General features: G+C 66.0%; 24 protein-coding genes. 10 read left to right on the top strand and 14 right to left on the bottom strand.

The genetic code is table 11. The annotated features are described in order from the left end of the window. Positions 1-13: 13 nt before the first annotated feature. Genes gspL through AC3XQU_RS16135 form a run of 8 tightly spaced genes read left to right on the top strand, consistent with a single transcriptional unit; the run spans position 14 to position 9,499 of the window. On the top strand, positions 14-1,234 hold the full coding sequence (gene gspL, locus AC3XQU_RS16170; RefSeq protein WP_489875188.1) for a type II secretion system protein GspL: 1,221 nt from the start codon (positions 14-16) through the stop codon (positions 1,232-1,234). Then, positions 1,231-1,773, top strand: a complete 543-nt coding sequence (locus AC3XQU_RS16165) for a type II secretion system protein M (RefSeq protein WP_489875187.1) — start codon at positions 1,231-1,233, stop codon at positions 1,771-1,773. The genes gspL and AC3XQU_RS16165 overlap by 4 nt, the downstream gene beginning before the upstream one ends. Continuing rightward, the gene (gspN, locus tag AC3XQU_RS16160) at positions 1,770-2,543 is read left to right on the top strand and encodes a type II secretion system protein N (protein WP_489875186.1); all 774 of its coding nucleotides are present in this window, start codon (positions 1,770-1,772) and stop codon (positions 2,541-2,543) included. Before AC3XQU_RS16165 ends, gspN begins: the two co-directional genes overlap by 4 nt. Next, entirely contained in the window at positions 2,543-4,858 is a 2,316-nt protein-coding gene (gene gspD, locus AC3XQU_RS16155; protein WP_489875185.1) for a type II secretion system secretin GspD, read from the top strand. The genes gspN and gspD overlap by 1 nt, the downstream gene beginning before the upstream one ends. A gap of 7 nt (positions 4,859-4,865) precedes the next feature. Continuing rightward, positions 4,866-6,287 (top strand): type II secretion system ATPase GspE, encoded by a 1,422-nt coding sequence (gene gspE, locus AC3XQU_RS16150; protein ID WP_489875184.1) that lies wholly within the window; start codon positions 4,866-4,868, stop codon positions 6,285-6,287. Positions 6,288-6,290: 3 nt separating this feature from the next. Continuing rightward, positions 6,291-7,511 carry a type II secretion system inner membrane protein GspF gene (gspF, locus tag AC3XQU_RS16145; protein WP_489875183.1) on the top strand — a complete coding sequence of 407 codons (1,221 nt, stop codon included), beginning with the start codon at positions 6,291-6,293 and terminating at the stop codon, positions 7,509-7,511. A 25-nt stretch (positions 7,512-7,536) separates the two neighbouring features. Beyond that, entirely contained in the window at positions 7,537-8,256 is a 720-nt protein-coding gene (locus AC3XQU_RS16140) for a hypothetical protein (RefSeq protein WP_489875182.1), read from the top strand. Positions 8,257-8,311: 55 nt separating this feature from the next. Further along, positions 8,312-9,499 carry a serine hydrolase domain-containing protein gene (locus tag AC3XQU_RS16135; RefSeq protein ID WP_489875181.1) on the top strand — a complete coding sequence of 396 codons (1,188 nt, stop codon included), beginning with the start codon at positions 8,312-8,314 and terminating at the stop codon, positions 9,497-9,499. On the opposite strand, the gene AC3XQU_RS16130 is transcribed toward AC3XQU_RS16135, so the two are convergent. The 4 genes from AC3XQU_RS16130 to hslV all read right to left on the bottom strand — a co-directional run bounded on the left by AC3XQU_RS16130 (position 9,477) and on the right by hslV (position 12,618). Next, positions 9,477-10,211 (bottom strand): helix-turn-helix domain-containing protein, encoded by a 735-nt coding sequence (locus AC3XQU_RS16130; protein WP_489875180.1) that lies wholly within the window; start codon positions 10,209-10,211, stop codon positions 9,477-9,479. The genes AC3XQU_RS16135 and AC3XQU_RS16130 overlap by 23 nt on opposite strands. A gap of 294 nt (positions 10,212-10,505) precedes the next feature. Then, the gene (locus AC3XQU_RS16125; RefSeq protein ID WP_489875179.1) at positions 10,506-10,706 is read right to left on the bottom strand and encodes a hypothetical protein; all 201 of its coding nucleotides are present in this window, start codon (positions 10,704-10,706) and stop codon (positions 10,506-10,508) included. A gap of 23 nt (positions 10,707-10,729) precedes the next feature. Then, the gene (gene hslU, locus AC3XQU_RS16120) at positions 10,730-12,067 is read right to left on the bottom strand and encodes an ATP-dependent protease ATPase subunit HslU (RefSeq protein ID WP_489875328.1); all 1,338 of its coding nucleotides are present in this window, start codon (positions 12,065-12,067) and stop codon (positions 10,730-10,732) included. 14 nt (positions 12,068-12,081) lie between these two features. Beyond that, positions 12,082-12,618 (bottom strand): ATP-dependent protease subunit HslV, encoded by a 537-nt coding sequence (gene hslV, locus AC3XQU_RS16115; RefSeq protein WP_489875178.1) that lies wholly within the window; start codon positions 12,616-12,618, stop codon positions 12,082-12,084. 218 nt (positions 12,619-12,836) lie between these two features. Between hslV and AC3XQU_RS16110 the strand changes: the two genes are divergently transcribed. Then, positions 12,837-13,862 (top strand): type IV toxin-antitoxin system AbiEi family antitoxin, encoded by a 1,026-nt coding sequence (locus tag AC3XQU_RS16110; protein WP_489875177.1) that lies wholly within the window; start codon positions 12,837-12,839, stop codon positions 13,860-13,862. A gap of 452 nt (positions 13,863-14,314) precedes the next feature. On the opposite strand, the gene AC3XQU_RS16105 is transcribed toward AC3XQU_RS16110, so the two are convergent. From AC3XQU_RS16105 to AC3XQU_RS16075, 7 genes are all read right to left on the bottom strand, one after another. Further along, complete coding sequence (locus tag AC3XQU_RS16105) at positions 14,315-15,610, bottom strand: STAS domain-containing protein (protein ID WP_489875176.1); 1,296 nt, start codon at positions 15,608-15,610, stop codon at positions 14,315-14,317. A gap of 224 nt (positions 15,611-15,834) precedes the next feature. Beyond that, positions 15,835-16,287: an RNA polymerase-binding protein DksA gene (gene dksA / locus AC3XQU_RS16100; protein ID WP_489875175.1), complete on the bottom strand. Its 453-nt coding sequence runs from the start codon at positions 16,285-16,287 to the stop codon at positions 15,835-15,837. 257 nt (positions 16,288-16,544) lie between these two features. Further along, a complete protein-coding gene (locus tag AC3XQU_RS16095; protein ID WP_489875174.1) occupies positions 16,545-17,615 on the bottom strand; it encodes a CobW family GTP-binding protein in 1,071 nt (356 codons plus the stop codon). A 140-nt stretch (positions 17,616-17,755) separates the two neighbouring features. Beyond that, positions 17,756-18,703 (bottom strand): tyrosine recombinase XerC, encoded by a 948-nt coding sequence (xerC, locus tag AC3XQU_RS16090; RefSeq protein WP_489875173.1) that lies wholly within the window; start codon positions 18,701-18,703, stop codon positions 17,756-17,758. A gap of 4 nt (positions 18,704-18,707) precedes the next feature. Continuing rightward, a complete protein-coding gene (locus AC3XQU_RS16085; protein WP_489875172.1) occupies positions 18,708-19,373 on the bottom strand; it encodes a DUF484 family protein in 666 nt (221 codons plus the stop codon). Between the two features lie 111 nt (positions 19,374-19,484). After that, the gene (locus AC3XQU_RS16080) at positions 19,485-20,762 is read right to left on the bottom strand and encodes a porin (protein ID WP_489875171.1); all 1,278 of its coding nucleotides are present in this window, start codon (positions 20,760-20,762) and stop codon (positions 19,485-19,487) included. A 217-nt stretch (positions 20,763-20,979) separates the two neighbouring features. Further along, entirely contained in the window at positions 20,980-22,029 is a 1,050-nt protein-coding gene (locus AC3XQU_RS16075; protein ID WP_489875170.1) for a porin, read from the bottom strand. Positions 22,030-22,474: 445 nt separating this feature from the next. Here AC3XQU_RS16075 and AC3XQU_RS16070 point away from each other — a divergent pair, with 445 nt between their 5' ends. Then, a complete protein-coding gene (locus AC3XQU_RS16070; protein ID WP_489875169.1) occupies positions 22,475-24,073 on the top strand; it encodes a tetratricopeptide repeat protein in 1,599 nt (532 codons plus the stop codon). A gap of 53 nt (positions 24,074-24,126) precedes the next feature. On the opposite strand, the gene dapF is transcribed toward AC3XQU_RS16070, so the two are convergent. From dapF to AC3XQU_RS16055, 3 genes are read right to left on the bottom strand one after another with little or no spacing between them, the layout of a single operon-like run. Next, positions 24,127-24,978, bottom strand: a complete 852-nt coding sequence (dapF, locus tag AC3XQU_RS16065) for a diaminopimelate epimerase (protein ID WP_489875168.1) — start codon at positions 24,976-24,978, stop codon at positions 24,127-24,129. Between the two features lie 57 nt (positions 24,979-25,035). After that, positions 25,036-25,899 (bottom strand): LpxL/LpxP family acyltransferase, encoded by an 864-nt coding sequence (locus AC3XQU_RS16060; protein ID WP_489875167.1) that lies wholly within the window; start codon positions 25,897-25,899, stop codon positions 25,036-25,038. Further along, positions 25,896-26,747 carry a lysophospholipid acyltransferase family protein gene (locus tag AC3XQU_RS16055; protein WP_489875166.1) on the bottom strand — a complete coding sequence of 284 codons (852 nt, stop codon included), beginning with the start codon at positions 26,745-26,747 and terminating at the stop codon, positions 25,896-25,898. Before AC3XQU_RS16055 ends, AC3XQU_RS16060 begins: the two co-directional genes overlap by 4 nt. Positions 26,748-26,768: the final 21 nt, after the last annotated feature.

Here is a 26,768-nt window from a genome sequence, read left to right as displayed (position 1 = left end):
AAAGCGAGACCGTTTGACTACTTTATATATCCGGCACCCGGCCCGGGCAGAGGGCGAAGGCGCGCTGTGCCGCTTTGCCCTGGTATCCGACACCGGCGCCATCGAGCAGCAGGGCGAAGGCCCCCTGCGCAACCTGGCCGACGTGGTCGCCGCCAGCCGCCGCGTGGTGCTGCTGCTGGCCGGCGCCGACGTCACCCTGCTGGCGGTCCAGGCCCCACCCCTGAGCGCCGCGCGCCTGCGTGCGGCCCTGCCTGGCCTGGTCGAAGAACAGATCCTGGGCGACCCGCTCGACTGCGTGCTGGTCGCCGGTCCCGCCTTGCCCGACGGCCGCCGCGCGGTCGGCGTGGTGCACCGCAGCTGGCTCGAGCAGATGGTGAAGGCCTTGCTCGGCATGGGTGCACGCGCCGTCGCCGCCATGCCCTCGCAGCTGTGCCTGCCCCTGCTGCCGGGGAGCGTGAGCGCCGCCATCGGCCACGGCGAATTGCTGCTGCGCCAGGGACAGTACGAAGGCATCGGCCTGGCGCTCGACGGCAACCCGGAAGCCGCGCTGCAGACGGCGCGCGCGCTGTCCGGCGACGCGCCCATGGTGCTGTACGTGCCGCACGAGCAGCTCGGCGAATACCAGGCGCTGCTGGTCGACGCCGGTCCAGGCGTCACGCTGGAAGCCGATGCGTGGGAGCACTGGGTCGCCGGATCGAAGACCTCGACCCTGGACCTGGTGCCGGGCCTGGGCACGGCCGGTGTCGCCCAGCGCGACTGGAGCCGCTGGCGCTGGCCGATCCGCCTGGCGCTGGCCGCGGTCGTGGTCAACATCATCGGCGTCAACATCGAGTGGCTGCGCCTGAAGCGCGAAGCCGATGCGGTGCGCCAGGAAATGGCCCAGACCTTCCGCAGCGCCTATCCGAACCAGCCGGTGATCGATCCGGTGGCGCAGATGCGCCAGAACATCGCGCGCGCCAAGCTGGCCGGCGGCCAGGTCGGCACCGACGAGTTCGGCTGGATCGCGGGCGTGTTCGGCGAAGCGGTACGCGGTCTCGGGCGTCCACCCGGGATTGCGTCAATGGAGTTCCGCGAACGCGCGCTGACCGTGCGCGTCAAACCCGAAACGGTCGACCCGGCTTCCCTGAACCAGCTACGCGCCACCCTCGGCGCGCGCCGCATGAGCATCGAAGAAACCGCGCCCGCCACCTGGGTGATCCGCAGCACCGGCTTGACTACTGGAGCCCCGCAATGACGGCAGCAGCAAACATTGGCGCGCAGGTCGGCGCCCGATTCGGCGCCGTGCGCGAACGCGCGCTGGCCTACTGGCTGGCCCGCACCGAGCAGGAACGCAAGTTCCTCGCCATCGGCGCCGCCGTGGTCCTGGTCGCGCTGGTCTACGCGCTGCTGCTGGCCCCGGCCCTCGAAGGGCGCGACACCCTGCGCCGCGCGCTGCCGGAGCTGCGCCAGCAGGCCGCCCAGCTGCAGACCCTGGCCGCCGAAGCCTCCACCGTGGCCGCCAACCCGGCGCCGCCCGCGCCGCCCATGACGCGCGAAGCCCTGCTGGCGAGCATGGGCCAGCGCGGCCTGACGGCCGGCTCCATTACCATGACCGGCGAATACGCCAAGGTCCAGTTCAATGGCGTCTCCTTCGCCAACCTGGTGTCCTGGCTGGACGCCCAGCGGCGCGAGAACCGGGTGCAAGTGCAAGATGCCGCCTTCACGGCCCTGGCGGCCGTGGGGCAAGTCGATGCCACGCTGACGCTGCGCCAGAACAATGGCGCGGCCCAATGAAGCGTTTCTTCCTGTGGCTGGTGCCGACGGCGCTGGCCGTGCTGGTCACGGTACTGGCTTTCCTGCCCGCTTCGTGGCTGGGCCCGGTCGTGGAACGGCAGACCGCCGGGCGTTTGACTATCGGGGATGCGCAAGGTACGCTCTGGAACGGCTCAGCCTTCGTGGGCGGGGCGCCGGGACAGGGCGGGGCGGTCACGCCGCTGCTGCCGGGGCGATTTGCCTGGCGCCTGTCGCCGCTGGTGCTGTTCGGCCAGGTCAGCATGACGCTGGAAAACCCGCAGGCGCTGGTGCGCCCGGTACGCATCGAAGGCAGCTGGTCGCAATGGCAGGTGAGCAGCGGTGAATTACTGCTGCCGGCCGAAGGCCTGGCGGGGCTCGGCGCGCCGCTTAACACGCTGGCGCCCTCCGGCACCATCCGGCTGGTCTGGAACACGCTCGACCTGCTGCGCCAGCCGAACGCGGTCGCCGTCCAGGGCCGCACCGTGCTGACCCTGTCGGACATGGGCTCGCGCATGTCGCCGATCAAGCCGCTGGGCAGCTATGAAATGGCATTCAACTGGCGCGGCAACGCGGCCGACCTGAATTTGCGTACCGTGCGCGGTGCGCTTTTACTGTCGGGCTCCGGTATGCTGCAAAACGGCCGCCTGCGCTTTTCCGGCGAGGCCTCGGCCGCCGAAGGATACGAAGCGACGCTGGGCAATATGCTCAACCTGCTGGGCCAGCGTCGTATGGTGAACGGCAAAAACATAATCGCACTCGAGTTCAGATAATGAAAACAATTACCCGCACCACCTTCCGTTTCCCTGCGCTGCGCCGCCTGGCAGCCGGAGCCATGCTGTGCTGCGCCGCGGCGGCCGTGCTGCCGCCGGCGCCGGCCTGGGCTCAGGATAGTGCGAACGCCGCGGCGCTGAGCTTCGTGAACGCCGACATCGAGTCGGTGATCAAGGCCGTCGGCCACTACACCGGCATGACCTTCATCATCGACCCGCGCGTGAAGGGCACGATCACCCTGGTGTCGGAAAAATCGCTCAGCAAGACCCAGGCCTTCGGCCTGCTGACCTCGACGCTGCGCCTGCAGGGCTATGCCGTGGTCACCAGCGGCGACGGCTACGCCAAGGTGGTGCCGGAAGCCGAAGCCAAGGCCCAGTCCTCGCCGACCCAGGTCGGCGGCGTGCGCGCCAGCAAGGCCACCGGCGACCAGATCGCGACCCAGGTGTTCTACCTGTCCTACGAGTCGGCCGCGAATCTCACGGCCGTGCTGCGTCCCCTGATTTCGCCGAACAATTCCATCATGGCGAACCCGGGCAACAACACCCTGGTCATCACCGACTACGCCGACAACCTGCGCCGCCTGGCCAAGATCATCGGCGCGCTCGACACCCCGGTGGCGGCCGATCTCGACGTGATCCCGATCCGCAACGCCATCGCCAGCGACATCGCCGCACTCGTGAGCCGCCTGATGGAACCGGCGGCCGGCGGCGATTCGGGCCGCGTGAGCGTGCTGCCCGACCCGCGCACCAATTCGGTGGTGGTGCGTGCGCCTTCGCAGGCGCGCGCCAACCTGGCCAAGGCGCTGATCGCGCGCCTCGACGCCCAGACCTCGGCGCAAGGCAATATCCACGTCGTCTACCTGAAGAACGCCGACGCCAGCCGCGTGGCCCAGACCCTGCGCGCCGTGGTGTCGCAAGACGCCTCGGCGGTGCCGGTGCAGCAGCAGGGCACTTCCGGCGGCTCGATCCAGTCCGGTAGCTCCGCCGGCGGCGGGGGCGGGCAGGGCGGCCTCGGCGGCCAGCAGGGCCAGCAGAGCAGCGTGGGCATGGGCGGCACCGGCAATTCCTTCGGCCAGCAGAGCCAGCAGACCGCCAGCGGCGCCGGCGGCGGCCAGGGCTCGGGCTTCATCCAGGCCGATGCCTCGACCAACAGCCTGATCATCACCGCCCCGGACGCGATCTACCGCAACCTGCGCAGCGTGATCGACATGCTCGACGTGCGCCGCGCCCAGGTGTACATCGAGGCGCTGGTGGTCGAAGTCACCTCCAACAAGGCCTCGGAATTCGGCGTGCAATGGGTCGGCGCCAGCGGCGACTCCGACAGCAAGTACCGCATCGGCGGCCTGCAGTCGTTTGCCACCAACGGCAACAGCAACATCGTCAACCTGGCCGCGGCCGCCACCAGCGGCCTGTCGGGCGACTCGATTCCGAGCCTGCCGGGCGGGTTGTCGATCGGCCTGTTCCGCCAGGTGGCCGGCAACCTCGGCCTGGGCGCGGTGGCGCGTTTCCTCGAGAACGACGGCAATGCCAACATCCTGTCCACGCCGAACATGATCACCCTCGACAACGAGCTGGCCACCATCAAGGTCGGCCAGAATGTGCCGATCATCACCGGCTCGTTCACGACCGGCACCAGCGGCAGCTCGAACCCGTTCCAGACCATCGACCGCAAGGATGTCGGCCTGCTGCTCAAAGTGCGCCCGCAGATCTCGGAAGGGGGTACCATCAAGATGGCGATCTACCACGAGAATTCGAGCGTGGACACGTCCACCCGTACCCTGGCCTCGGGCGTGACCACGAACGTGCGTGCGATCGAAACCAATGTGCTGGCCGACGATGGCCAGATCGTCGTGCTCGGCGGCCTGATCGAAGACACCGAGGGCGATGGCGAGGAGAAAGTACGCGGCCTCGGCGACATTCCGGTGCTGGGCAACCTGTTCAAGTACCGCAGCCGCAACCGCACCAAGACCAACCTGATGGTGTTCCTGCGCCCGGTAGTGGTGCGCAGCAAGGAGGCCTCGGCTTCCCTGGCAATGGACCGTTACGAATACATGCGCGGCGTCGGCGCCGCCGGCCAGACGCAGCAGGAATCGGTCCTGATGCGCGACCTGGGCGCACCGCTGCTGCCGCCGCTGACCAATGGCCAGCCGCCGACCGGCGGCGCGATGGCGACCACGCCGGTGCAGACGACTCCGGCGGCCGGCAGCGCGCCGGGCGCGGCCAGCGGCCAGCCTGTTCCGCAAGGCCAGCAGGCGCAGCCCCAGCAGCGTCCGGGCTCGCAGTTCCGTCCGGCCGCGCCATCGAACCAGAAATAAAGCGACCATGAACAATCTGTTGCCTTACGCCTTTGCCCGTGACCACGGCGTGCTGGCGCGTAGCAGCGACGACGCGGCCCAGGCCATCGAAGTGCTGGTCTCCGGCTCCACCGCCCCAGCCGCGATCGCCGAGGTCTCGCGCCGCTTCGGGCGCATCGCCCTGCGCCGCCTGGAGCGCGACGAGCTCGACGCTGCCATCGCCAAGGCCTATGCCGGCGCCGGCGGCGACGCGTCGCAGGTGGTGGACGAGTTCGATGCCGACCTCGACCTCACCCGGCTGCTGCAGGACGTGCCGGCCATCGAAGACCTGCTGGAATCCTCCGACGACGCGCCGGTGATCCGCATGATCAATGCGCTGCTGACGCAGTCGCTGCGCGAAGGCGCATCCGACATCCACATCGAACCGTTCGAGCAGACCTCCGTCGTGCGCTTCCGAGTCGACGGTGCGCTGCGCGACATCGTGCGCCCGAAGAAAGCCATCCACGCCTCGCTGATCTCGCGTATTAAGATCATGTCGCAGCTCGACATCGCCGAGAAGCGCCTGCCGCAGGACGGCCGCATCACGCTGCGCATCGGCGGCAAACCCGTCGACGTGCGCGTCTCGACCCTCCCCACCGGCCACGGCGAACGCGCCGTGCTGCGTCTGCTCGACAAGGAAGCCGGGCGCCTGGACCTGAGCCACCTCGGCATGGCGCCGGACATGCTGCCGCAGTTCGACCGCCTGATCAACCAGCCGCACGGCATCGTGCTGGTCACCGGCCCGACCGGTTCGGGTAAAACCACCACCCTGTACGCCGCGCTGTCGCGCCTGAACGCGGCGACGACCAACATCATGACGGTGGAAGACCCGATCGAGTACGACCTCAACGGCGTCGGCCAGACCCAGGTCAATGCCCGCATCGACATGACCTTCGCCAAGGCCCTGCGCGCGATCCTGCGCCAGGACCCGGACGTGATCATGATCGGCGAGATCCGCGACCTGGAAACCGCGCAGATCGCGGTGCAGGCCTCGCTCACCGGCCACCTGGTGCTGGCGACCCTGCACACCAACGACGCGGCCTCGGCCGTGACCCGCCTGCTGGACATGGGCATCGAGCCGTTCCTGCTGTCTTCGTCCCTGCTGGGCGTGATGGCCCAGCGCCTGGTGCGCAAACTCTGCTCGCAGTGCAAGGTGCAGGATGCCACCGGCTGGCATGCGGTCGGCTGCGAGCGCTGCGGCCACACCGGCTACCACGGCCGGGTCGGCGTCTACGAGCTGCTGGAAACCACCGAGGAAATCCGCGCCCAGATCCACAACCAGGCGTCCGAAGCCGACATCCGCGCCGCCGCGCAAAAAACCGGCATGAAGATGATGCGCGAGGATGGCGAGCGCTGGCTGGCGGACGGCACCACGACACGCGCCGAGCTGGTGCGCGTGACCAAGGACTGACGGATGCCCGCCTTCCGCTACGAAGCCGTCGACGCCGCCGGCAGCACCCGCAAGGGTGTGGTCAACGCCGACAACCCGCGCTCGGCGCGTTCCGACCTGCGCACGCAGGGCCTCACGCCCCTGAGCGTCGAGCTGATCGCCGCCCAGTTGGATGATGCCGGCGTGGCCAAGTCGCGCGGCTTCGGCGAGCGCCTGTCGCAGGTCGAGCTGGCGCTGTTCACGCGCCAGCTGGCCAGCTTGTTAGAGGCCGGCTTGCCGCTCGAGCAAGCGTTTACCGCCCTGCTGGAACAGGCCGAGCGCCCCTATGTGCGCGACCTGATTGCCTCGATCCGCTCGGAAGTCATCGGCGGCTCGGCGTTTTCCAGCGCGCTGTCGCGCCACCCGCGCGACTTCGCCGAGATCTACCGGGCGCTGGTCTCGTCCGGCGAGCAGATCGGCCAGCTTTCGCGCGTGCTCTCGCGCCTGGCCGACTACATCGAGCGCCGCAACGCGCTGGTGCAGAAGGTACGCCTGGCCTTTACCTATCCGGCCATCGTCACCGTGGTCGCCTTTGCCATCGTGATCTTCCTGCTCACCTATGTGGTGCCGCAGATCGTCTCGGTGTTCGCCAATACCAAGCAAAAGCTGCCGCTGCTCACCACGATGATGCTGGCCGTGTCGGACTTCGTGCGCGACTACGGCATCTATGTCGGCATCCTGCTCGCCGCGGCGTTCTGGATGTGGCGGCGCGCGCTGCGCAATCCCGATTTGAAGCGCCGCTGGCACACCTGGCTGCTGACCGCGCCCGTTTATGGCAAGTTCGAGCGCAGCCTGAACACCGCGCGCTTCGCCAGCACCCTGGCGATCACCACCGGTTCGGGCGTGCCGATCCTGCGCGCGCTGGAAACCAGCCGCGACACGCTGTCGAACGTGGCCATGGCCGAGCTGGTCGAGCAGGCGACGGCCAGCGTGCGCGAAGGCGTGAGCCTGGCGCGCGCCCTGTCGGCGCAGAAGCTGTTCCCGCCGATGCTGGTGCACATGATCCGCGCCGGTGAAATCACCGGCGAACTGCCGTCCATGCTCGAGCGCGCGGCCAATTCGCAGCAGGCCGACCTCGAGCGTCGCACCCTGACCATCGCCGGCCTGCTCGAGCCGGTGCTGATCCTCGCCATGGGCCTGGTGGTGCTCTTGATCGTGCTGGCGGTCCTGATGCCGATTATCGAAATCAATCAGCTGGTGCAGTGAGCTGGAACTCCACGCAAGGAAACTGATGAACAAGCGTTTGCCCTTACTCTTTACCCTGCTCGCGCTGATCCTGCTGGCGGTGTCGATCGCCTACTGGTTCCTGCAGCTGTACAAGCCCGCGCAGCGTCCGCTGGCCCCGCCGCCGGTGGTGGCCCAGGCCGAGCCGAGCCCGGACGCGGCGGCCTCGCTGTTCGGCGGCCAGCCCACCGTCGTCGCAATTTCCAACTACCAGCTCACCGGCGTCGTCTCGGCCGGCCGCGACAGCGCCGTGATCCTGGTGGCCGAAGGCTCGCCCCCGAAAGCGGTGCGCATCGGCCGCGAAATCGTGCCGGGCGTGACAGTGGCCGAAGTGCATCCGCGCTATGTGATGCTGTCCGAGGGCGGCATCATGAAGCGGGTCGACCTGGCCCAGGCCAGCGGTGCATCCCAAGGCGGCGGCGCCATGATGCCGCCACCTGGCCCGCAGCCGGTGGCGGTGGCCCCGCCCCCGGGCGTCGAGCCGCAGACTTCGCCCGGCGCCGTGTCCGCGCCGCCAGGCATGGCGGCCGGCGCGCCGGTCGGCCGCGGCCCCGGCCCGCCGCTGCCCGACACTCCCCCGGCGCCCGATCCTGCCGATCCGGCCAACGCCTCCCCCGATGCCCCGCCCCAGGGCGCGCAGCAGCCGCCGCCTCCGAACCAGGTGCAGATGCCGCCGCCGACCCGTTCGGTCAACAGCCCGGTGGGACAGCCCTCGCAGGTGCAGTGACGCCCAAGGCCGCCATCGATGCTGCCTTGTGCATTTTGATCAGGAGAACTCCAGCATGCGCCTTGCCCTGACTATCCTCGCCTGCGCCGCCTTGTTCCATGCACCGGCCTCCGGCAGCGACACCCGGCCCGTTCCCGCGACTATCGATGGCCATGTCCGCAGCGCGATGGCGCAAGCCGGGGTGCAGGGACTGGCCCTGGCCGTCATCGATAACGGCCAGGTCGCCTACACGGCCAGCTGGGGCCTGCGCAACGCGGCGGGGCAGCCCTTGACGCCGGACACCGTCATGTACGGCGCTTCGCTGACGAAAATGGTATTCGCCTATACGGTCATGCAACTGGTGGAAGAGGGCAAGCTGGGGCTGGACGAACCGATCGCGCGCTACCTGGCCAAGCCCTTGCCGGACTATCCGGACGAACCGGGCTACGGCCCCTGGAGCCATCTGGCGGGCGAGCCGCGCTGGCGCAAGCTCACCCCGCGCATCCTGCTCACCCATTCGGCGGGCTTCGCCAATTTCGCTTTCGTGGAACCGGACCGCCGGCTGCGCATGCATTTCGATCCCGGCGCGCGCTATGCCTATTCCGGAGAAGGCCTGATCCTGCTGCAGTTCGTGCTCGAGCGGGGGCTGGGCTTGACGCTCGGGGCCGAGATGCAGCGCCGCGTGTTCGACCGTTTCGGCATGCAGCGCACCAGCATGATGTGGCGGCCCGATTTTGCCGCCAACCTGGCCGATGGCTGGGATGCCAAAGGAAAAACCGAGCCGCACGACGAGCGCAGCCGCGTGCGCGCGGCCGGTTCCATGGATACGACCATCCGCGACATGGCCCGCTTTGCCGCCGGCTTCATGCGCGGCGAAGGCTTGTCCCCCGGCGGGCGCGCCGAGATGCTGCGCCCGCAACTGCCGATCACGACCGCCACCCAGTTTCCCTCGCTGCAGCCGGAATTGCCGCCGGCCGGCCGTCATCCGAGCTTGAGCGCCGCGCTGGGCGTGGTGACGTTTACGGGGCCGCAGGGTCCGGGCTTCTTCAAGGGCGGGCACAACGACACGACCGGCAACATGCTGGTGTGTATCGAGCGGGGCCGCCGCTGCGTGGTCCTGCTGGCCAACGACGTGCGGGCCGAGCGGCTCTTCCCCGGGATCGTGGCGCGCGTGCTGGGAGAGACGGGCATGCCCTGGAGCTGGGAATACGGCTCCCAGCCGCAGCCCGCGCCTCTTGTTGCTAGCCCCGCCGCAAGGCCGTAAACGCGGCGAACTCCCAGGACCTGAAACCCAGCAGCAGCGTGAAGCCTTCGCGCTCGTCGGCAGGCAGGCGCCGGTCGTTGCGGTGCAGGCGCGCCAGTTCCCCGGCCAGCTGCTCGATCTTCTGCCCCAACTCCAGGGCGCTCGCCGCCGACAGCCGCGCCGGCAGGCACATCAGCGTTTCGCCAGGCCGGTCGAACCTGCCCGCGAAATAATCTTCCACCACATGCTCGCGGAAATAACGCTGCACCGGCCCGTCCGGCAGCCAGCGGAAGGCATTCGAGACGCGCAGGCTGTAGCGGTTCAGGGGCTTGAGCTCGATCAGCCCCAGCCGGTCGAGCTGGGACAGCAGGGTGATGCATTCAGGTTCGGTCAGGCGATAGGTTTCGATCACCTGCTCCAGGCTCCAGTGCCCGAGGCAGCAGATCGCCATCAGCAGCAGGCGCGGGTTGGCCACCAGCGAGGTTTCCTGGGGCAGGGTCAGGGCATCCGCCTGCGGCCGCGCATCGGCCGCGCGCCGCAGTACATCTTCCAGCGCGATGCCGGTCACCTGGCAGATCTGCGCCAGCCGCGACAAGGCCATGTCCTTCTGCCCGAACAGGCGCTTGACGCTCGATTCACTCACGCCGATGCGGTTTGCCAGTTCCTTGTAAGTGATGCTGGCCGCGCGCAATTCCGCGCGCAGCACGTCGAGTACCAGCTCGGGTGAACTCATGGCTGTCCTGTCATGGATGGGTGACGGCTGACTGTAACCGCGAATCATGCGCCAGGCAATACCGCGGGGCGGGCAGATTCTGCCAACGCAGCGCAGGACCATCCGCCCACAACCTTCAACAGCAAAAAACACAACCGGGGTCAGGTCTGACATTCGGACACGAGCCCAGCCTTACCACGGTTGAGGCCGTGTCCGAATGTCAGACCTGACCCCGAAGTAGCCGGGTGGATATAAAAAAGGCGGGCACGCATACGCGGCCCGCCAAGGGGATTCAAACGGAAGGGAAAATGCGGCTCAGTCGTCGTCCGGCACCAGCTTGACCTGCTTGAGCGCACGCTTGGCCTGCTGGCGCTCGCTCGAGAGCGGCTTGGCGTGCGCACCCGCGGACCTGGCCTTGGCCAGCGCCGCGATCGGGTTGCGCGGCTTGAGTGATTGCTGGGAAGGCTCGATCCGCAGCCGCATCTTCTGCCGCGTTGCCAATGCCTTGTTTGCCATCGCCGTCTCCTCTCCTGGAAAAATTACAGCACGTAGCGCGACAGGTCCTCGTTCACCGCGAGCTTGTCGAGCCGGTCGTTGACATAGGCAGCATCGATCGTCACGACCTGCGCCTGTTCGGCGCCGGCGGTGAACGAGACTTCCTCGAGCAGCTTTTCCATCACCGTGTACAGGCGGCGCGCGCCGATGTTCTCGGTGCGCTCGTTGACCGAGAACGCGATCTCGGCCAGGCGGTGGATGCCCTCCGGCGTAAAGTCGACGGTCACGCCTTCGGTCGCCAGGAGCGCCTCGTACTGCTTGGTCAGGCTGGCGTCGGTCGAGGTCAGGATGCTCTTGAAATCCTCGATCGACAGCGATTCGAGCTCGACCCGGATCGGGAAGCGGCCCTGCAGTTCCGGGATCAGGTCGGACGGTTTTGCCAGGTGAAAGGCCCCGGAAGCGATGAACAGGATGTGGTCGGTCTTGATCATGCCGTACTTGGTGTTCACGGTCGTGCCCTCGACCAGCGGCAGCAGGTCGCGCTGCACGCCGGCGCGCGAGACGTCGGCGCCGCCGTGCTCGGAACGGGTGGCGATCTTGTCGATCTCGTCGAGGAAGACGATGCCGTTCTGCTCGACGTTGGCAATCGCCTTCTGCTTGAGCTCGTCCTCGTTGACCAGCTTGGCGGCCTCCTCGTCCACCAGCAGCTTCATCGCATCCTTGATCTTCATCTTGCGCGGCTTCTTGCGGGCGCTGCCCACGCCGGCGAACATCGACTTGATCTGCTCGGTCATTTCTTCCATGCCCGGCGGCGCCATGATTTCCATCTGCGGCGCCACGTCGGCCACGTCGATCTCGATCTCGCGGTCGTCGAGCGCGCCTTCGCGCAGGCGCTTGCGGAAGGTCTGGCGGGTGGTGTCGCCTTCCTTGCCGTCGGCGTTGGCCGTGGTGTTGAAGCCGAAGTCGCGCGCCGGCGGCACCAGGATGTCGATCACGCGGTCTTCGGCGGCATCTTCGGCGCGCTGGCGCACCTTCTTCTGCTCGCTGAGGCGGGTCTGCTTCACGCCGATGTCGATCAGGTCGCGGATGATGGTGTCGACGTCGCGGCCGACATAGCCGACCTCGGTGAACTTGGTGGCTTCGATCTTGATGAAGGGCGCGTCGGCCAGCTTGGCCAGGCGGCGCGCGATCTCGGTCTTGCCCACGCCGGTCGGACCGATCATGAGGATGTTCTTCGGGGTGATCTCGTGGCGCAGCGGCTCGGCCACCTGCTGGCGGCGCCAGCGGTTGCGCAGCGCGATGGCGACCGCGCGCTTGGCCTTGCCCTGGCCGACCACGTGCTTGTCCAGTTCCGAAACGATTTCCGGCGGCGTCATGTTCATGATGGGGGACTGGTTCATTCCAGGGTCTCGATGATGTGGGACATATTGGTGTAGATGCACAGCTCGCCGGCAATCGTCAGCGCTTTTTTCACCACCTCGGCGGGCGACATGTCGGTGTTCTCGTACAGCGCCTTGGCAGCGGACTGGGCGTATACGCCGCCCGAGCCGATTGCGCCCAGGCCGTCTTCCGGTTCGAGCACGTCGCCATTGCCGGTCAGGATCAGGGTGACTTCACGGTCGGCCACCAGCAGCATCGCCTCGAGCTTGCTGAGCATGCGGTCGGTGCGCCAGTCCTTGGCCAGCTCGACCGAGGCGCGCAGCAGGTTGCCCTGGTGTTTTTCCAGCTTGCCTTCGAAGCGGTCCAGCAGGGTGAAGGCGTCGGCGGTGGCGCCGGCAAAGCCGCACAGGACCTTGCCGTTGTACAGGGTACGCACCTTGCGCGCCGAGCCCTTCATGACGACATTGCCCAGGGTGACCTGGCCATCGCCGCCGAGCGCGACCTGGCTGCCGCGCCGGACGCTGACGATGGTGGTGCCGTGAAATTGTTCCATTTTTAGCCTCGTGGTTGTCTAGCATCCCGCAGATGGGGTGGGTGCATAAAATTGCAAGATGAGCTCAACGTTAATTGCCGACGTCTGAAGAGAGCGGCTGTCTATAATTTTTCGTTGTTCACGATACGTGGACATTGACTTATTATTGGACATTGTCCGATATACGAAAATGTCCACATTTCGTGGACTTTATAAAAAATTGGACAGCCCTGGTAACCATGTCGACAGAATATGACGTTTCTTCAGTAGCGAAAGCGATCGATGCCCTCCATCAGGTGACAGGTATGGTTGCTGCTGGCCCGACTGCGAAAAATGAAGCGCTCGACGCCCATCTTTCCATCACGGGAGAGGAAGGGCGCACGTACGAACTGTCTTATGAGGTCAAGCATGAGGTCGATCGCCGCGATCAGATTGTCACCTTCAAAGCCCGGCATGCCGGCGCGGTACTCATTACACGCTCCCTCAGCAGGACAATGGCCACGCATTGCCGCGAGCTTGGGATTCAGTTTATTGACCATGCCGGGAACTGTTTCTTGCGTCAACCTGGGCTCTTCGTGTTCGTCTCCGGAGTCAAGGACCAGGCCGGAAACCTGCCTTCAGTTAACCGCGGATTGACTCCCGCAGCACTGCGTCTGGTATTTGCTATCCTGACACGCCCCGGCATCCTGAACAGCAATGTGCGCAACATTGCGGAGATTGCATCCATCTCCCACGGCGCCGCCGGTATTGCCTTGCGCATGCTCGAAGGAATGGGGCTCATCACAAGTTCAAGGACGGGACAACGCTTATTAGCGATGCCGCAGCGATGGCTCGATGTATGGACAGAAGGTTATCTGGGAAGAATTCGTCCCAAACTCAAAAAGATCAGGATGAGTGCGCCTATTCCGATAGCGCAACTGCGCGATAGGGTCACGCCCAAATTCCGCGAGCTGATACCAGGCGGGGAAGCTGCGGCCGCCGCCCGCGGCTTGGGAATCAAACCGGGTGCGCTGACACTCTATATAGACTTTCGCGATCCATCGGCCTTGCGAACCCTTGTTCAGGAATTCAAGCTGCGTGCCGATCCGGAGGGGCCAATTGAACTGGTCGAGATATTCTGGAACACTGTCGAACTGCCGATTTTTTCATGGGTCCCAGACGCATTGGTGTATGCAGACCTGATCGGTACTGGCGATCAACGGAGCATGGAAGCAGCCAGCATCCTGCGAAAGGATATCTGTGAGCACGTTGAAAGTCATGCCTGACCGGCCCCTCCCACGTACGCTGCTCGCACTGATCCGCATCCTTGACGAGGTGGCGCAAGTCAAGGTCGTGTCCCTGCCGGCCATGGTTATTCTTAAGATATTGGCCTGGAACGATGGCCCTGATCGTGACAAGCATCCGTCCGACGTCCTTCTGATCCTGCGAAGCTAGCACGAGGTCGGTCAGCAAGACAGGTTATACGACGAAGCAATCGACCTGCTGGAACACTACGCTTATGACGTCGAACTGGCAGGTGCGGCGCTTCTTGGACGTGATGCCAGCCGCGATATCGTCCAGGACGCCCGGCGTCAAGTTATCGGTGTGCTAGCCAACGATAGGAAAAGAGAAAAGTTCATCGCGCAGATGACGAGGTCGCATCCCGGCCCTGTCGAACACGCGATCCGACTGCTTCAGTCGTTTCTCGACAATATCGCCTGACAGCCTGTGAAGCGCATCAATATCGGTGCGGATACAGCCGGATACCGCCGTTCTCGCCATAGCCCAGCAGGCGCAGCAGTGCCGCGGCCAGGTGGTTCAGCTCGCGCAACTCGACGCGGCGGCCTTGCAGGGTGTGGAGACGCAGGTGGCCCTGGAGCGCGGTCGCGCAGGCGTAGTCCATGCGCGCCAGCCGCGAGCAGTCCAGCACCAGCAGTTCGCGCCCCTCGGCATAGGCGTCGATCGCCTCGAACAGCGGCGCGCAGTTGCCGGTGGCAAGCGGCGGCAGCAGGAAGCGGTCGCCGGCGGCCGGCGCCGGGGCGGCGGTGGTCACGTGTTGCGGCGCCTCGAAGGAGGGCGGCGACACCTCGAAGGTGACGCAATAGTCCATGGCCGATTCCTCGAAATCCTTTTCACGGCCCAGCAGGAGCAGCAGTTCCAGCAGCAGCAGCCAGGGCGCTTCGCCCGCGCTGCGCTCGCCGACGACCAGCATCGGGCGCAAGGTCGCGAGCAGGGTGTCGGCGCCGGCCAGCACCAGTTCGCGCCCATCCCGGCGCAGCGTCTGCAGGGCCGCCAGCAGCTGGGCACAGCCTTCGGCATCGCTGCTGCGCACGGCGCCGACGTCGATCCGCACCAGCGGCGACGTCGATGCGAGCAGGCGCTGCAGGCGCGGCGCAATGCCGGCATCGAGCACGGGGCCGAAGGATTCGGACGCCGCGATGCCGGCCACCTGGGCCGGCGCCGAGGCCGGCATCAAGGGCTGCCACGCCGGCGGCGAGGTTTCGAAACGGCTGGCGTAATCGATGGCGATGCTTTCGAACTCGGCTTCGCGCCCGGTAGCCTGGTAGAGATCGAACAGCATCCACCAGGGCAGCCGCTCGATTTGCCCGAAGCCCTCCAGGCTCTCGCGCAAGACTTGCTCGGCCAGCGCGGCCTGGCCGTTGGCATACAGGATGGCGCTTTCCTCGACGGCCGGGGCGCTGGCCGGCAAGGCCGCGGCTTCGGGCGTCTCGTCGTCCACGGCCGGCTCCGGCGCGTCATTCGAAGCGTCGGGTGCAGGGCTGGCCGGGGCGGCGGCCGGACGGCGCACGGCGCTGCCCCAGGCCGGCTCGTCGTTGAAGATGTCGGACGCCATCGCCAGTTCGATCTCGTCGATCTTGGCGGCAGTGGCGCGCGCGATTTCGCGCTGGCGCTCGCGCTCGGCTTCACTGAGCAGGCGCGAGGGCTCGCCGGCACGCAGGCGCGTGTCGGGCGTGGCAAGGAGAGCCTCGCCAGGCGCGTCGTTCTTTTTCTTCAGGAAGGAGAACAGGCCCATCGGATCGCCAGTGGTTAAATGAACAAGTCCCGAACGTGCATGACGGTAGCACGGCTGCGCCCGGCGTGTGCTGCGCGCACGCTGCCTTGTGCTGCCAGGCCTGGTTCAGGACACGCTAGTGTATCCGATGGGAAACGAAATGACCGCACCCGAGACCCGGGGCGCATAAAAGAAAAAAGCATGCGCCTTGCGGAGCATGCTTTTTTGGGTAGGGAAGGGGCAGGTCAGTCGCCGTAGAGCTTTTGCTTGAGTTCGCGGCGCTGCTGGGCTTCCAGCGACAGGGTCGCGGTCGGGCGCGCGATCAGGCGCGGGATGCCGATTGGCTCGCCGGTCTCTTCGCACCAGCCGTATTCGCCGGCGTCGATCGATTGCAGCGACTGCTGGACCTTTTTGAGCAGCTTGCGTTCGCGGTCGCGGGTGCGCAGTTCGAGCGCGTGCTCTTCTTCGATGGTCGCACGGTCGGCCGGGTCGGGGACCAGGACGGTTTCGCGCAGGTGCTCGGTGGTTTCTCCGGCGTTTTTCAGCAGTTCCTTTTCCAGCTCCTGGAGCCGGTTGCGGAAGAACGCCAGCTGGGCCGGATTCATGTAGTCGTCGTCGCCCATCGCCCGAATTTCATCTTCCGTCAGAAGGCGTTCTTCGAGCTGCGCGGCGGTATTCGGTTTCGTTGTTTTAGTCATGATGCCTTCGATACGACAGAGGTTTTCATTTTAGCAGCAAACTCAGCATTAACACCTTGCAACACGGTGACCGTGAGGCTGCTGCCCGGACGGCGACCGCCGTCCTTCGCTGCCTGCCCCGACCCTGAAAAACGGTGGGTGGGACGGGTGCCCGGATGCGCCTGGCGCCATGCTGCTGGCGCTGTCGCCCGGCCTGCCGGACATCGTCGTGGCAGGTCGTCAGGCGGGCCCGGGCCTGCCCGCAAAACTGATGTAGTTTATACCAAACACTGTTCGAGTCCGCGGATAAATACGTCTTTTGGTAAATTTTTACCAATAAACACCATTTTGCTGCTGCGGCTTTCATCCTCGCCCCACTTTGCGCCGAGGTCACTGCCCATGATTTGATGCACGCCTTGGAAAACCACCTTGCGCTCGGCGCCGGCCATCGACAGCACGCCTTTATAGCGCAGCATTTGCGGGCCGAAGACCTGCACCATGCTGCCCAAAAATTGATCAAGGCGCTCGGGGTCGAAGGCGCGCTCGTTCTTGAAGACGAAGGCGGCAATGTCGTCGGTGTGGTGGCTGTGGTGATGGTCGTGGGTGGTGCAGGCTGCGCTGTGCACGTGGTCGTGGGCGCAGTGTTCGCCATGCTCGTGGTCGTGGTCATGATCGTGGGCGTGCGCTTCTTCGGTGCGCAGGAAGTCCGGATCGAGTTCCAGCTTGTCGTTCAGGTTGAAACCGCGCAGGTCGAGCACGTCCGAGATCGGCGCGCGGCCGAAGTCGCTCGTGGTGATCGGCGCACGCGGGTTGATGCGGCGCAGGCGCGCTTTCAGGGCATCGACCGCGGCGGCGTCGACCAGGTCGGTTTTCGACAACAGGATCTTGTCGGCGAAACCGACCTGGCGCTGGGCTTCCTCGTGCTGGTCGAGCTGATCCATGGCATGGCGGGCATCGACGACGGTTACCACAGCATCGAGCATGTAGTTAGCGCCCACTTCTTCGTCCACGAAGAAGGTCTGCGCCACCGGGCCCGGATTGGCCAGGCCGGTGGTTTCGATGACCACGCGGTCGAAACTGATCTCGCCGGCGGCGCGTTTCTGCGCCAGGCTGTTCAGCGCCACGATCAGGTCGCCGCGCACGGTGCAGCAGATGCAGCCATTGTTCATCTCGACGATCTGCTCGCCGGTATCGCGCACCAGGATCTCGTTGTCGATGTTTTCCTGCCCGAATTCGTTCTCGATGACGGCAATGCGCAGGCCGTGGTCCTCATGCAGGATGCGGTTGAGGAGGGTGGTCTTGCCGGCACCGAGGAAGCCGGTGAGGATGGTGCTGGGAATTGGATCCATGGTCGCCACATATCTGGTTGGGCCCGCATCGGGGCCGAGAATCGGGCGATTATGCCGGATTTCGTGTCACATCACCATCAACCGTGCGGCGTCTTGACGCAGCTCATATCCAACGCCAAAGCTGAACGGTTGAGTGAACCTTATTTGCTCTTTGCACGCGGATGGGCCCGGTCGTAGACGGCGGACAGGTGCTGGAAGTCGAGCGAAGTATAGATTTGGGTCGAGGTGATGCTGGCGTGGCCGAGCAATTCCTGCACCGCGCGCAGGTCGCCCGAAGATTGCAGCAGGTGCGAGGCAAACGAATGGCGCAGCACGTGCGGGTGCACGTTCACCGGCATGCCGGCGCGCAGCGCATGCCCTTTGAGGCGATTCTGCACCACGCGCGGCGTGATGCGGGCTGCGCGCGCGGACAGGAACAGTGCGGCGCTGCCGTCGCGCGCAGGCGGACGCACCGCCAGCCAGGCCGCCAGGGCCGTGCGCGCCTGGGCGCCGACCGGCACCCGCCGCATGCGCCGGCCCTTGCCGGTGACCACGACTTCGCCGGCCGCCAAGTCGAGCCAGCCGAGCGAGGCGGGCTGTCCATTGCCGGCTTCCTGGTAGACCAGGTCGAGGCTGACCAGTTCCGATACCCGCAGGCCGCTCGAGTACAGCAATTCGAACATGGCGCGGTCGCACAGCTCGGCCGGTTCCGGGTGGCCGTGGGCGTTGGCTTCCATCAGCTGCACGGCATCGTCGACCGACAGCGCCTTGGGCAGGGTTTTCGGACGGCGCGGGGCGCGCACGCCGTCGACCGGGTTGGCCGCCAATGCCACCTGGCGCGCCAGCCATTCGTAGAAGCCGCGCCAGCCGGATAGCTTGCGTGCGATCGAACGCGCCGACTGGCCGCCGGCATGCAGCCTGGCGGCGAAGCGGCGGATGTCGTGGTGGGTCAGGCGCGGCCAGTCGGCGTGGCCGGCCAGGGTGGCGAGCTCGAGCAAGTCGCGCCGGTAGGCGGCGACCGTGTGCGGCGAGAGCTGGCGCTGGGTGGCCAGCTCGCCGAGATAGCGCGCCGGCCAATCGTTGTGCGACTGTTCCGGCGCCGCAGTCATGACATCAGGCGCGCAGCGGCGCCAGCGCGGTGCTGGCGGTAGCGGCAATGTGGACCAGGAAATCGGTCGCCATGGTCGCGGTGAAACGGTCGGCATCGGGCGCCCCCAGCACCAGGAGGCCGAAGCACTTGCCGTCGCTGCTCAAGGGCAGCAGGACGATCGAACGGACGGCGGCCGGGTCGTCGAGCCAGCGCACCGCTTCGAAGTCGTTGTTCAGGCCGCAGTAGGGCGCGCGCAGGCCAGCCGAGAACAGGCGGGCGTCGCTCGATACGCCCTGGGTGAACCAGGCGTCGGCATGCTCGGGCGCCAGGTCCCACATGCGCAGGGTCACTTGCGGCACCATGAATTCGGTGCGCAGCGCGTCGGCCAGCTCGCGCGCCATGGCGGCGCCGCCGCCAGAGGTCAGCAGGGCCTGGTTCCAGGCATGGAAACGGTTGGCGATCGCGTGGTTTTCTTCGGCGCGGCGGGTCAGTTCGGCCAGGCGCAGTTCCAGCACGCGGTATTTGCCGCGCATGACTTCCATCTGGCGCTCCTGCAGCGACACGGCGCGTCCGGTCAGCGGGCTCGACAGTTTGACTTCGCCCAGCAGGCCGGCATGCTCCTCGAAGAACTGCGGATGGTCGAGCAGGTATTGGACAACGGCGTTGGCGTCGAGCGTGTCAGTGGTCATGAATAAGGTCGAAGGTAAAGGAATCCGGCGGTCATTTTACCTGAGGCTAGGGAGCCGACGGACATAAAAAAAGACGCCCGGAGGCGTCTTTTTTGCCAAGAGTAAAAACTCTTAGAAGCGGTGACGGATGCCGATCTGCAGGGCGCGGCCGTCTTCGCCTGGACGCTTGGTGAAGCCGCCCGGGTTACCCGAGGTGCCTGGCGAGTACTGGCCGTCGTTCTGGTTGCGGATGACCGCGGCGACGGTGTACAGGTCGGTGCGCTTCGACAGGAAGTGGTCGTAGCCCAGTGCGAACAGGTCGGCGTCGCTGTCCGAGGTCATGCGGTCGTTCTGGTGCGCGTACGATGCCATGATGCGGCCGCTGCCCAGGTTGTAGTGTCCGCCGATCTGGTAGCTCTTGGCGTCGATCCGGGTGTTGCGGGTGATGTTGGTGACGAAGATGTTGCGCAGCGCCGCCTGGTTAGCCGCCGGCACGCCTTGCTGGGTCAGCACCGGGGCCACGCCTGCATCCCAGCCGCCGATGTAGTCGGCCAGCAGGGCCGAGTTCATGTTGCGCTGGCTGTGGAAACCGGCGAAGAACTTGAACTGGTTCATCGTGTACGAACCGCCCACGGTGGTGGTGCGCAGGCTCGGACGGTCTTGCTGGTCGTAGCCGTGGTTGTAGCCGACGCCGACGTCGAAGCCGTTGGCCTGATAGGTCAGCGCGCCGGCGCGGAACTTGTTGTAGCGGCCGAGGTAGCCCGAACCCTTCGGACCGTACATCAGCGAGCCGCCGATGCCGTTCGGCAGGGCGATGCGGTACTGGACGGCTTCCTGCGAGCGGATGTCGGCGCCCAGCGCGGTGAAGCCGGCGGTGCCGCCGGTGATGTGGCCCCAGGTGCCGGCAGTGCCGGACTCGAAGACGTCGGCCTTGTTGAAGACTTCATAGCCAGGGGTGTACATGCGGCCGAGCAGGACTGCGCCGACCGGGGTGATCAGGCCAACCATCGCGGTACGGTCGAACAGTGCGCGTTCCTGGTTGACGGCCGGGCCGTTGACCGGCTGCAGCAGCGACTGCAGGCGCGAGCGGATCGCGACCGGGATCGCATCCATGCCCTTGAGCAGGTAGACGCCTGGATTGTCGTTCATCAGGGTCGGCTGCTGGGTGCCGGTGTCGAGTTCGACGCGCGCTTCCAGGTTGAAGACGGCCTTGAAGCCGTTGCCGATGTCTTCGGTGCCCTTGAAACCGATGCGCGAGCCGTCGGCGCCGCCGCTAAAGATCTTGGTCGGGCCGCCCTTCTGGAACATCACGCCTGCGTCGGCGATGCCGTAGATTTGCACGCTGGACTGCGCGAATGCCGAGGTTGCGAAACAGGTGCCGAGCAGCGCGGCCAGAATACTCTTCTTCATTGCATCTCCAATGTTATTTGCGAACGAGCGTTTAGTTACTCGATTTGCCAATATGCCATTGCTACAGCGCACTGTACAGATTCAGGACACAGGTCATGCGTGCGCGGTTGCTGGCGTTGCTTAAAAACTACAAATTTGTTGTATTTACCGATGAAGTGACAGGGGCGGACATGGTTGCCCATGTCCGCCCCTTTTGCCCGCATCGGGCCGATTCAGCTTAGAACGAGTGGTTCACGCCGACGTCGTAGTGGTTGACGGTCGACTGGACGGCGTTCATGCCCTTCTTGCGCGACGCGTCCACGTACAGGTAGGTGCGCTTGGACAGGCTGTATTCGTAGCCCAGCGACAGCTGCTTGACCTTCTGCAGGCCGTCGGTGTCCTTCTGGCCATAACCAGCCAGCACTTTGCCCGGGCCCATGGTGTAGTTCGCGCCCAGCACCCATGCCTTGGTGTTGGCGTTGGCGATGCGGTTGTGCTCCTGGTCCTGCTCGGTATAGGTGCCCATCAGCTTCAGTTCCGGGGTCGCGGCGAACGATGCGCCGACCGACCAGACCTTCGATTCGATGGCATTGCGCTCGTAGGCAGCCATTACGGCGGCCGGACCGTTGTTGTAGGTGCCGCTGATCGAGAACGGGTTGGCCGAAGCTTCGGCGCCGGCCGGGTATTGCGGATTGGTCACGGTGCCGCGGCCGACGACGGCCGGGCCGCCGCTGCTTTCCTTGGTGGCGATCGCAGTGTTCAGCTGGAAGCCGCTGACGATCGGCGAGTTGTACCAGGCAGCGTTCGAGAAGCGGTTGTTCGAGTAGCCCGCCACGTCCAGCGGCTGCGAGGTATAGCCGGCGACGGTCAGGTCGGTCCAGAAGCCGGCCGGGCTCGGCGAGGCGTGGAAGGGATCGAAGGCGCCGATGGTTTCATGGAACGGGGTCAGGCCGCGGCCGATACGGACGATGCCGAAATCGCCCTGCAGGCCGACGCGCGACTGGCCCTGGAACAGCGGACGCTGGCTGCCGTTGCCGCCGATTTCAGTGGTACCGGTGTCCGGCTCGTAACGCATTTCCAGCTGGAACAGTGCCTTGAGGCCATTGCCCAGATCTTCGGTCCCTTTGAAGCCGAGGGTATTGGAGGCACGCTTGCCGATGTTCAGGGACTGGCCGCTACGCTTGATGACGCCAGCGTCGACGGTGCCGTAGATCTGGACAGCGGTTTGGGCGTGTGCCGCGCCGGCGAATGCGCCGAACAGTGCGACGGCCATGAGGGAGTACTTCATTGTTTCTATTCCTTTTATTAATCAATCTCGGTCATCCATGGCATCGAGACGCGGATGCTGAATGCCCGGACAACCTGAACCTTAGTTGCTTGAGTGGTCAAGGTTATCGGTTTGGTCAATTATGACGGCGGCACTTGGTGGAAAGCCAATAAATCCAATTGTGTTGTTGTATTTTTGAAACGCGCTAAATGCCGGATGTCACAATTCAAGCCCTATTACCGACCAGTTCGCTAACTCGGCGGTTTGCGCCTCCTCAAGGAAGCCCGGGATTGAATCGGATCGAAGCCGGGGGCGGCTTAGACTCTGCTCACATTCAGTGCGTAGAGACGGAAAAGTACGGTTTCTTGTATATTGGCAACTATCCACGGAGGCGTTCGCGTCCTCTTGCGATCGCAGCCTCGCCGTCATTGCCGCGCTGGCCGACCTTCACCCATGAAACGTAACGATGGCTAACCGCGAAGAACTGGCGATCATCCGCAACGCACGCGCCGGCCAGGCCGCCGCCCAGCTCGAGTTGGGCAAGCTCTACCTGTTCGGCAGCGCAGGTTTGCCGCAGAGCCTGCCTACCGCGCTGCACTGGCTCGAGCGCGCTGCCCGGCAAGACTGCCGGCAAGCCTGGCAGCTGATCGGCAACCACATCCCGCTCGAACTGGCCCAGGCCAGCGCCCAGGCACTGGCACCCTGGTACGAGCGCGCCTATGACGACGGCAGCGTGCACGCCGGGCTGGTATTCGCCCAGTTAATATTCAATGACGCAGCAACAGGCCGCCCCGACGCGCCCGACCGCGCCAAGGCGCTGCGCGCCCTCGAAGACGCGGCGCGCGCCGGCTTTCCCGAAGCCCAATGGCTGCTGGCGCGCCAGCATGCGGCCCCGGCGCAGGCCCCTGCCGCGGGTTCGGGCGCTGCTGCAGGGCAGGCCCCGTCCCAGGGCTGGCTCAAGCGCGCCGCGGACAACGGCATCGCCGCAGCCCAATACGCGGTGCTCGACCAGGCCTGGAAGAGCGGCCAGCGCGGCGATTACCTCACTCGTGCCCTGCCGCTGGCGCGCGCCCTCGTACGGGCAGCTGCCGCCCAGCATGGCGTGCACCGCCTGGCTCCGGGCGGCATCGCCCTGCTGTCGCGGGTGGCGCGCCTGCTCGACGGCGGCGCATCCGGCGGCGGCGTGGCCGGCCCATCGGGCGCTGCCTTGGAGCTCGGCGAGCCGCTGTGCTTCTGGGAGCTCGCCGCGGCCGAGCACGACCGCCATGCCCAGCTGGCGATGGGCTTGCGCTGCGCCCGCATGGACATCGACGGCCGGCGCATTAGCGGCGGCGGCAGCGGCGCCGCCAACTTCAAGAAGGCGATCCGTTGGCTGACGCTGGCCGGCGAGCAGGGGCTGGCCCAGGCCTGGTATGCGCTGTCGCGCATCTATGTCAAGCCCGAGTTTTCGCAGCGTAACGTGGGCGACGCCCAGCGCTACCTCGAGCGCGCCGCCGACATGGGCTACCGCGAAGCCCAGCTCGAGTGCGGCAACATCGCCTGGCGCGCGCGCCGCGAGAACGAAAACAACGATGTACGCGCCGTGTTCTGGCTGCAGAAGGCGGCTGCCCAGGGTTGCGCCGAAGCGCAGGTGCTGCTGCAGAAGATCGCGCCGCGCTTATCCAGCCCGGCCTATCTCGAGACCGGCAAGCTGCTGGCCAGGAGTCCCGACCTGGACCGCTCGCACCCGCTGCTGGCGGCGCGGCTGGAGCTGGCCGAGGTGTTCAGCCTGTCGCGCGCCGAGGCGCTGCTGCTCGACGTCGCGGCGGCCGACCATGGGCATTGCCTGGTGGTGGACATCCGCGCCAGCTATGGGCGCAGCAAGCGCCGGCTGGTGCTGGTCGACACGGCGCAGGAGCGCCATGTGCTCGACCGCATCGGGCGTCTATTTGAAGGAATCGATTGCGGTCCGTCCGGGCCGGAAGGCAATTACCGGCAGCGTTTGTATCGCTTGCGCACGCTGCTGGGTGCGCAGGACGGGGAGGAGGGCAACGAGGAGCCGGCCGATTTGGGGCTGGCGGCCTAGGCGCCGCCCGAACCTGGCCTTGCCGGATCAGGCCCGATTTCACCTTCGTCGAATCAGATCTCGACTTCGCCTTCGAACACGGTGACTGCCGGCCCGCTGAGATACACCGGCTGCCCATCCCCCGCCCAGGCAATGCTCAGTTCTCCACCGCGCGCCGACACGCGCACCGGCGTATCCAGCAAGCCGCGGCGGATGCCGGCCACCACCGCAGCGCAGGCGCCGGTGCCGCACGCCAGCGTCTCGCCGGCCCCGCGCTCGTAGACGCGCAGGCGGATGTGGTGACGGTCCACTACCTGCATATACCCCGCATTGACCCGTTGCGGAAAACGCTGGTGCTTCTCGATGAGCGGACCGGTCTGCTCGACCGGCGCGCGGTCGACGTCGTCGACCACCTGCACCGCGTGCGGGTTGCCCATCGATACCACCGACACGAAGACCGTCTTGCCGTTCACCGGCAGCGGCCAGGCCGTGTCCTCTCCCTCGGACCAGCCGCCCAGGCCGGCGCTGTCGAAGGGCACCTCGCCTGGCTCCAGCCTGGGGGCGCCCATGTCCACCGTCACGCTGCCGTCCGTCTCGAGCCGGGGCGCGATGATGCCTTTCATGGTCTCGACGCGGATGCTGCGCTCGGTCGACAATCCCTTGTCGCTGACGAAACGGGCAAAGGCGCGGGCGCCATTGCCGCACTGCTCGACTTCGCTGCCGTCGCTGTTGAAGATGCGGTAGCGGAAATCGCAGCCTGCGGTGGTAGGCCGCTCGACGATCAGGATCTGGTCGGCGCCGATGCCGAAGCGGCGGTCGGCCAGCCGGCGCCATTGCTCGGTGCTGAGCGAGACCTGCTGGTGGATGGCGTCGATCACGATGAAGTCGTTGCCCGCGCCGTGCATCTTGGTGAATTTCAGTTTCATGGCAATGTCAGCCTGATTCAGTCCAGCTTAACTATTTTTAATTCGATTAAGTTCAACTTACTCGTAGAACGATGACTCGCCCGCCGGGCGGGTCTTGAAGCGCTTATGCGTCCAGAAGTATTCGGCCGGCGTTTCACGCGCGCGCTCTTCGATAAAGGCGTTCATGCGGCGGGTCGCTTCGACCATGTCGTCGCCCGGGTAATTCTCCCACGCCGGATAGAAACGCACGCGCCAGCCCTGGTAGTTCGGCAGGTAGGTGGCAACCACCGGGATCACCTTGGCGCCGGTGGTGGCCGCAATGCGTCCCAGCGCGGTCAGCGTGGCCGCCGGGATGCCGAAGAAGGGCACGAACTCGGCATCCTTTTCGCCGAAGTCCATGTCCGGCAGCATGAAATACGGCAGGCCGTCGCGCAGCGCGCGCAGGATGGGCTTGATGCCTTCCTTGCGCGTCACCAGGCGCACCGGGCCGTAGCGTTCGCGGCCATGGCGCAGCAGCTTGTCGAAAGCGGCATTCTTCTGTGGCACGTACATGCTGCAGACCGGGATCACGCGCGCCGCCACGCCGGCCACGTCCAGGCAGACGAAGTGCGGGCACAGCAGGATGGTCGGGCCGGCTTCCATCGCCGCCTGCGGCACTGCCGGCTCGACCTGGATATAGCTGCGCACGCGCGCTTCCGGCGCCCACCACAGGAGCGAGCGCTCGAAGATGCTGCGCGCGTAGGCGCGGAAATGCTGCTTCGCGATCGCATGGCGCTCGGCGTCGGATTTCTCCGGGAAGCACAGGCGCAAATTGGTCAGGGCAATGCGGCGGCGCTTGCCCATGATCAGGAACATCAGGCTGCCGACCGCTTCACCCAGACGGGCCAGGATCGGCAGCGGCAGGAAGTGCAGCAGCCACATGAAACCGAGCAAGATTCTCATGCCGAGGCCTCGCTCTCCGGGCCAGCCACGCCATCGGGCTGCTTGTAGCGGTTGTAGCTCCAGAAATACTGGGCTGGAGCGCGTGCGATCAGCTGCTCCATGGCGCGGTTGATCTGGGCCGCCTGTTCGCTGGCGGTGCCCGACAAATCGCCGTCGAAGGGCACGAAACGCACGACGTAGCCCTTGCCGCGCGGCAGGCGCTCGGCATACACCAGCAGGATGTCGGCCTTGCCCAGCTGCGCCAGCTTGGCGGGCAGGGTCATCGTATAGGCGCTGCGGCCGAACCACGGCGCCCATGCGCCTTCGCCTTCCTGCGGCACCTGGTCGGGCAGCAGGCCGATCGGCTGGCCGCCCTTCAGGGTCTTGGCCAGGATGCGCACGCCGCTGAGCGTCGCGGGCGCCAGGTGCAGGTTGTGGCGGGCGCGCGCGCCTTCGACCAGGGGTTTCAAAGCGCTCTTGCGCGGCGGGCGGTACATGACCGTCAGCGCGGTCTTCAGGGCAATCTGCTGGGCCGTCATCTCGAAGCAGCCCAGGTGCGGGGTCAGGAAGACGATGCCGCGGCCGGCATCGAGGCGTTCCTGCACCAGATTCCAGTTTTCCACCCGCGCATGGCGCGCCACGCGCTCGGGCTGGGCGCACCATACGAAGGCAAGCTCGATGATGGCCTTGCCGGATTCGGCCACGGCCGCGTTCAGCTGGCCTTCGTAGCCCGCTTGCGCCAGGTTGGCGCGCAAGCGGCGACGGTAGGAAGGGGAAAGGGAATAGACGAGCCAGCCGAGGCCCGATCCAAGGGCGTGCAAGAACGGCAATGGAAATACCGAAAGTGCACGGAACAAAATAACTAACATGCGATTGACCAGAATTGAATG

It is taken from the genome of Telluria sp. AZSoR62, from assembly GCF_058111565.1.
This window is presented reverse-complemented; position numbering and strand designations above follow the sequence as displayed.

Coding starts and splice junctions, on each gene's coding strand:
- AC3XQU_RS16165 (WP_489875187.1), top strand. CDS start 1,231: ATGACGGCAGCAGCAAACATTGGCGCGCAGGTCGGCGCCCGATTCGGC.
- gspN (WP_489875186.1), top strand. CDS start 1,770: ATGAAGCGTTTCTTCCTGTGGCTGGTGCCGACGGCGCTGGCCGTGCTG.
- gspD (WP_489875185.1), top strand. CDS start 2,543: ATGAAAACAATTACCCGCACCACCTTCCGTTTCCCTGCGCTGCGCCGC.
- gspE (WP_489875184.1), top strand. CDS start 4,866: ATGAACAATCTGTTGCCTTACGCCTTTGCCCGTGACCACGGCGTGCTG.
- gspF (WP_489875183.1), top strand. CDS start 6,291: ATGCCCGCCTTCCGCTACGAAGCCGTCGACGCCGCCGGCAGCACCCGC.
- AC3XQU_RS16140 (WP_489875182.1), top strand. CDS start 7,537: ATGAACAAGCGTTTGCCCTTACTCTTTACCCTGCTCGCGCTGATCCTG.
- AC3XQU_RS16135 (WP_489875181.1), top strand. CDS start 8,312: ATGCGCCTTGCCCTGACTATCCTCGCCTGCGCCGCCTTGTTCCATGCA.
- AC3XQU_RS16130 (WP_489875180.1), bottom strand. CDS start 10,211: ATGAGTTCACCCGAGCTGGTACTCGACGTGCTGCGCGCGGAATTGCGC.
- AC3XQU_RS16125 (WP_489875179.1), bottom strand. CDS start 10,706: ATGGCAAACAAGGCATTGGCAACGCGGCAGAAGATGCGGCTGCGGATC.
- hslU (WP_489875328.1), bottom strand. CDS start 12,067: ATGAACATGACGCCGCCGGAAATCGTTTCGGAACTGGACAAGCACGTG.
- hslV (WP_489875178.1), bottom strand. CDS start 12,618: ATGGAACAATTTCACGGCACCACCATCGTCAGCGTCCGGCGCGGCAGC.
- AC3XQU_RS16110 (WP_489875177.1), top strand. CDS start 12,837: ATGTCGACAGAATATGACGTTTCTTCAGTAGCGAAAGCGATCGATGCC.
- AC3XQU_RS16105 (WP_489875176.1), bottom strand. CDS start 15,610: ATGGGCCTGTTCTCCTTCCTGAAGAAAAAGAACGACGCGCCTGGCGAG.
- dksA (WP_489875175.1), bottom strand. CDS start 16,287: ATGACTAAAACAACGAAACCGAATACCGCCGCGCAGCTCGAAGAACGC.
- AC3XQU_RS16095 (WP_489875174.1), bottom strand. CDS start 17,615: ATGGATCCAATTCCCAGCACCATCCTCACCGGCTTCCTCGGTGCCGGC.
- xerC (WP_489875173.1), bottom strand. CDS start 18,703: ATGACTGCGGCGCCGGAACAGTCGCACAACGATTGGCCGGCGCGCTAT.
- AC3XQU_RS16085 (WP_489875172.1), bottom strand. CDS start 19,373: ATGACCACTGACACGCTCGACGCCAACGCCGTTGTCCAATACCTGCTC.
- AC3XQU_RS16080 (WP_489875171.1), bottom strand. CDS start 20,762: ATGAAGAAGAGTATTCTGGCCGCGCTGCTCGGCACCTGTTTCGCAACC.
- AC3XQU_RS16075 (WP_489875170.1), bottom strand. CDS start 22,029: ATGAAGTACTCCCTCATGGCCGTCGCACTGTTCGGCGCATTCGCCGGC.
- AC3XQU_RS16070 (WP_489875169.1), top strand. CDS start 22,475: ATGGCTAACCGCGAAGAACTGGCGATCATCCGCAACGCACGCGCCGGC.
- dapF (WP_489875168.1), bottom strand. CDS start 24,978: ATGAAACTGAAATTCACCAAGATGCACGGCGCGGGCAACGACTTCATC.
- AC3XQU_RS16060 (WP_489875167.1), bottom strand. CDS start 25,899: ATGAGAATCTTGCTCGGTTTCATGTGGCTGCTGCACTTCCTGCCGCTG.
- AC3XQU_RS16055 (WP_489875166.1), bottom strand. CDS start 26,747: ATGTTAGTTATTTTGTTCCGTGCACTTTCGGTATTTCCATTGCCGTTC.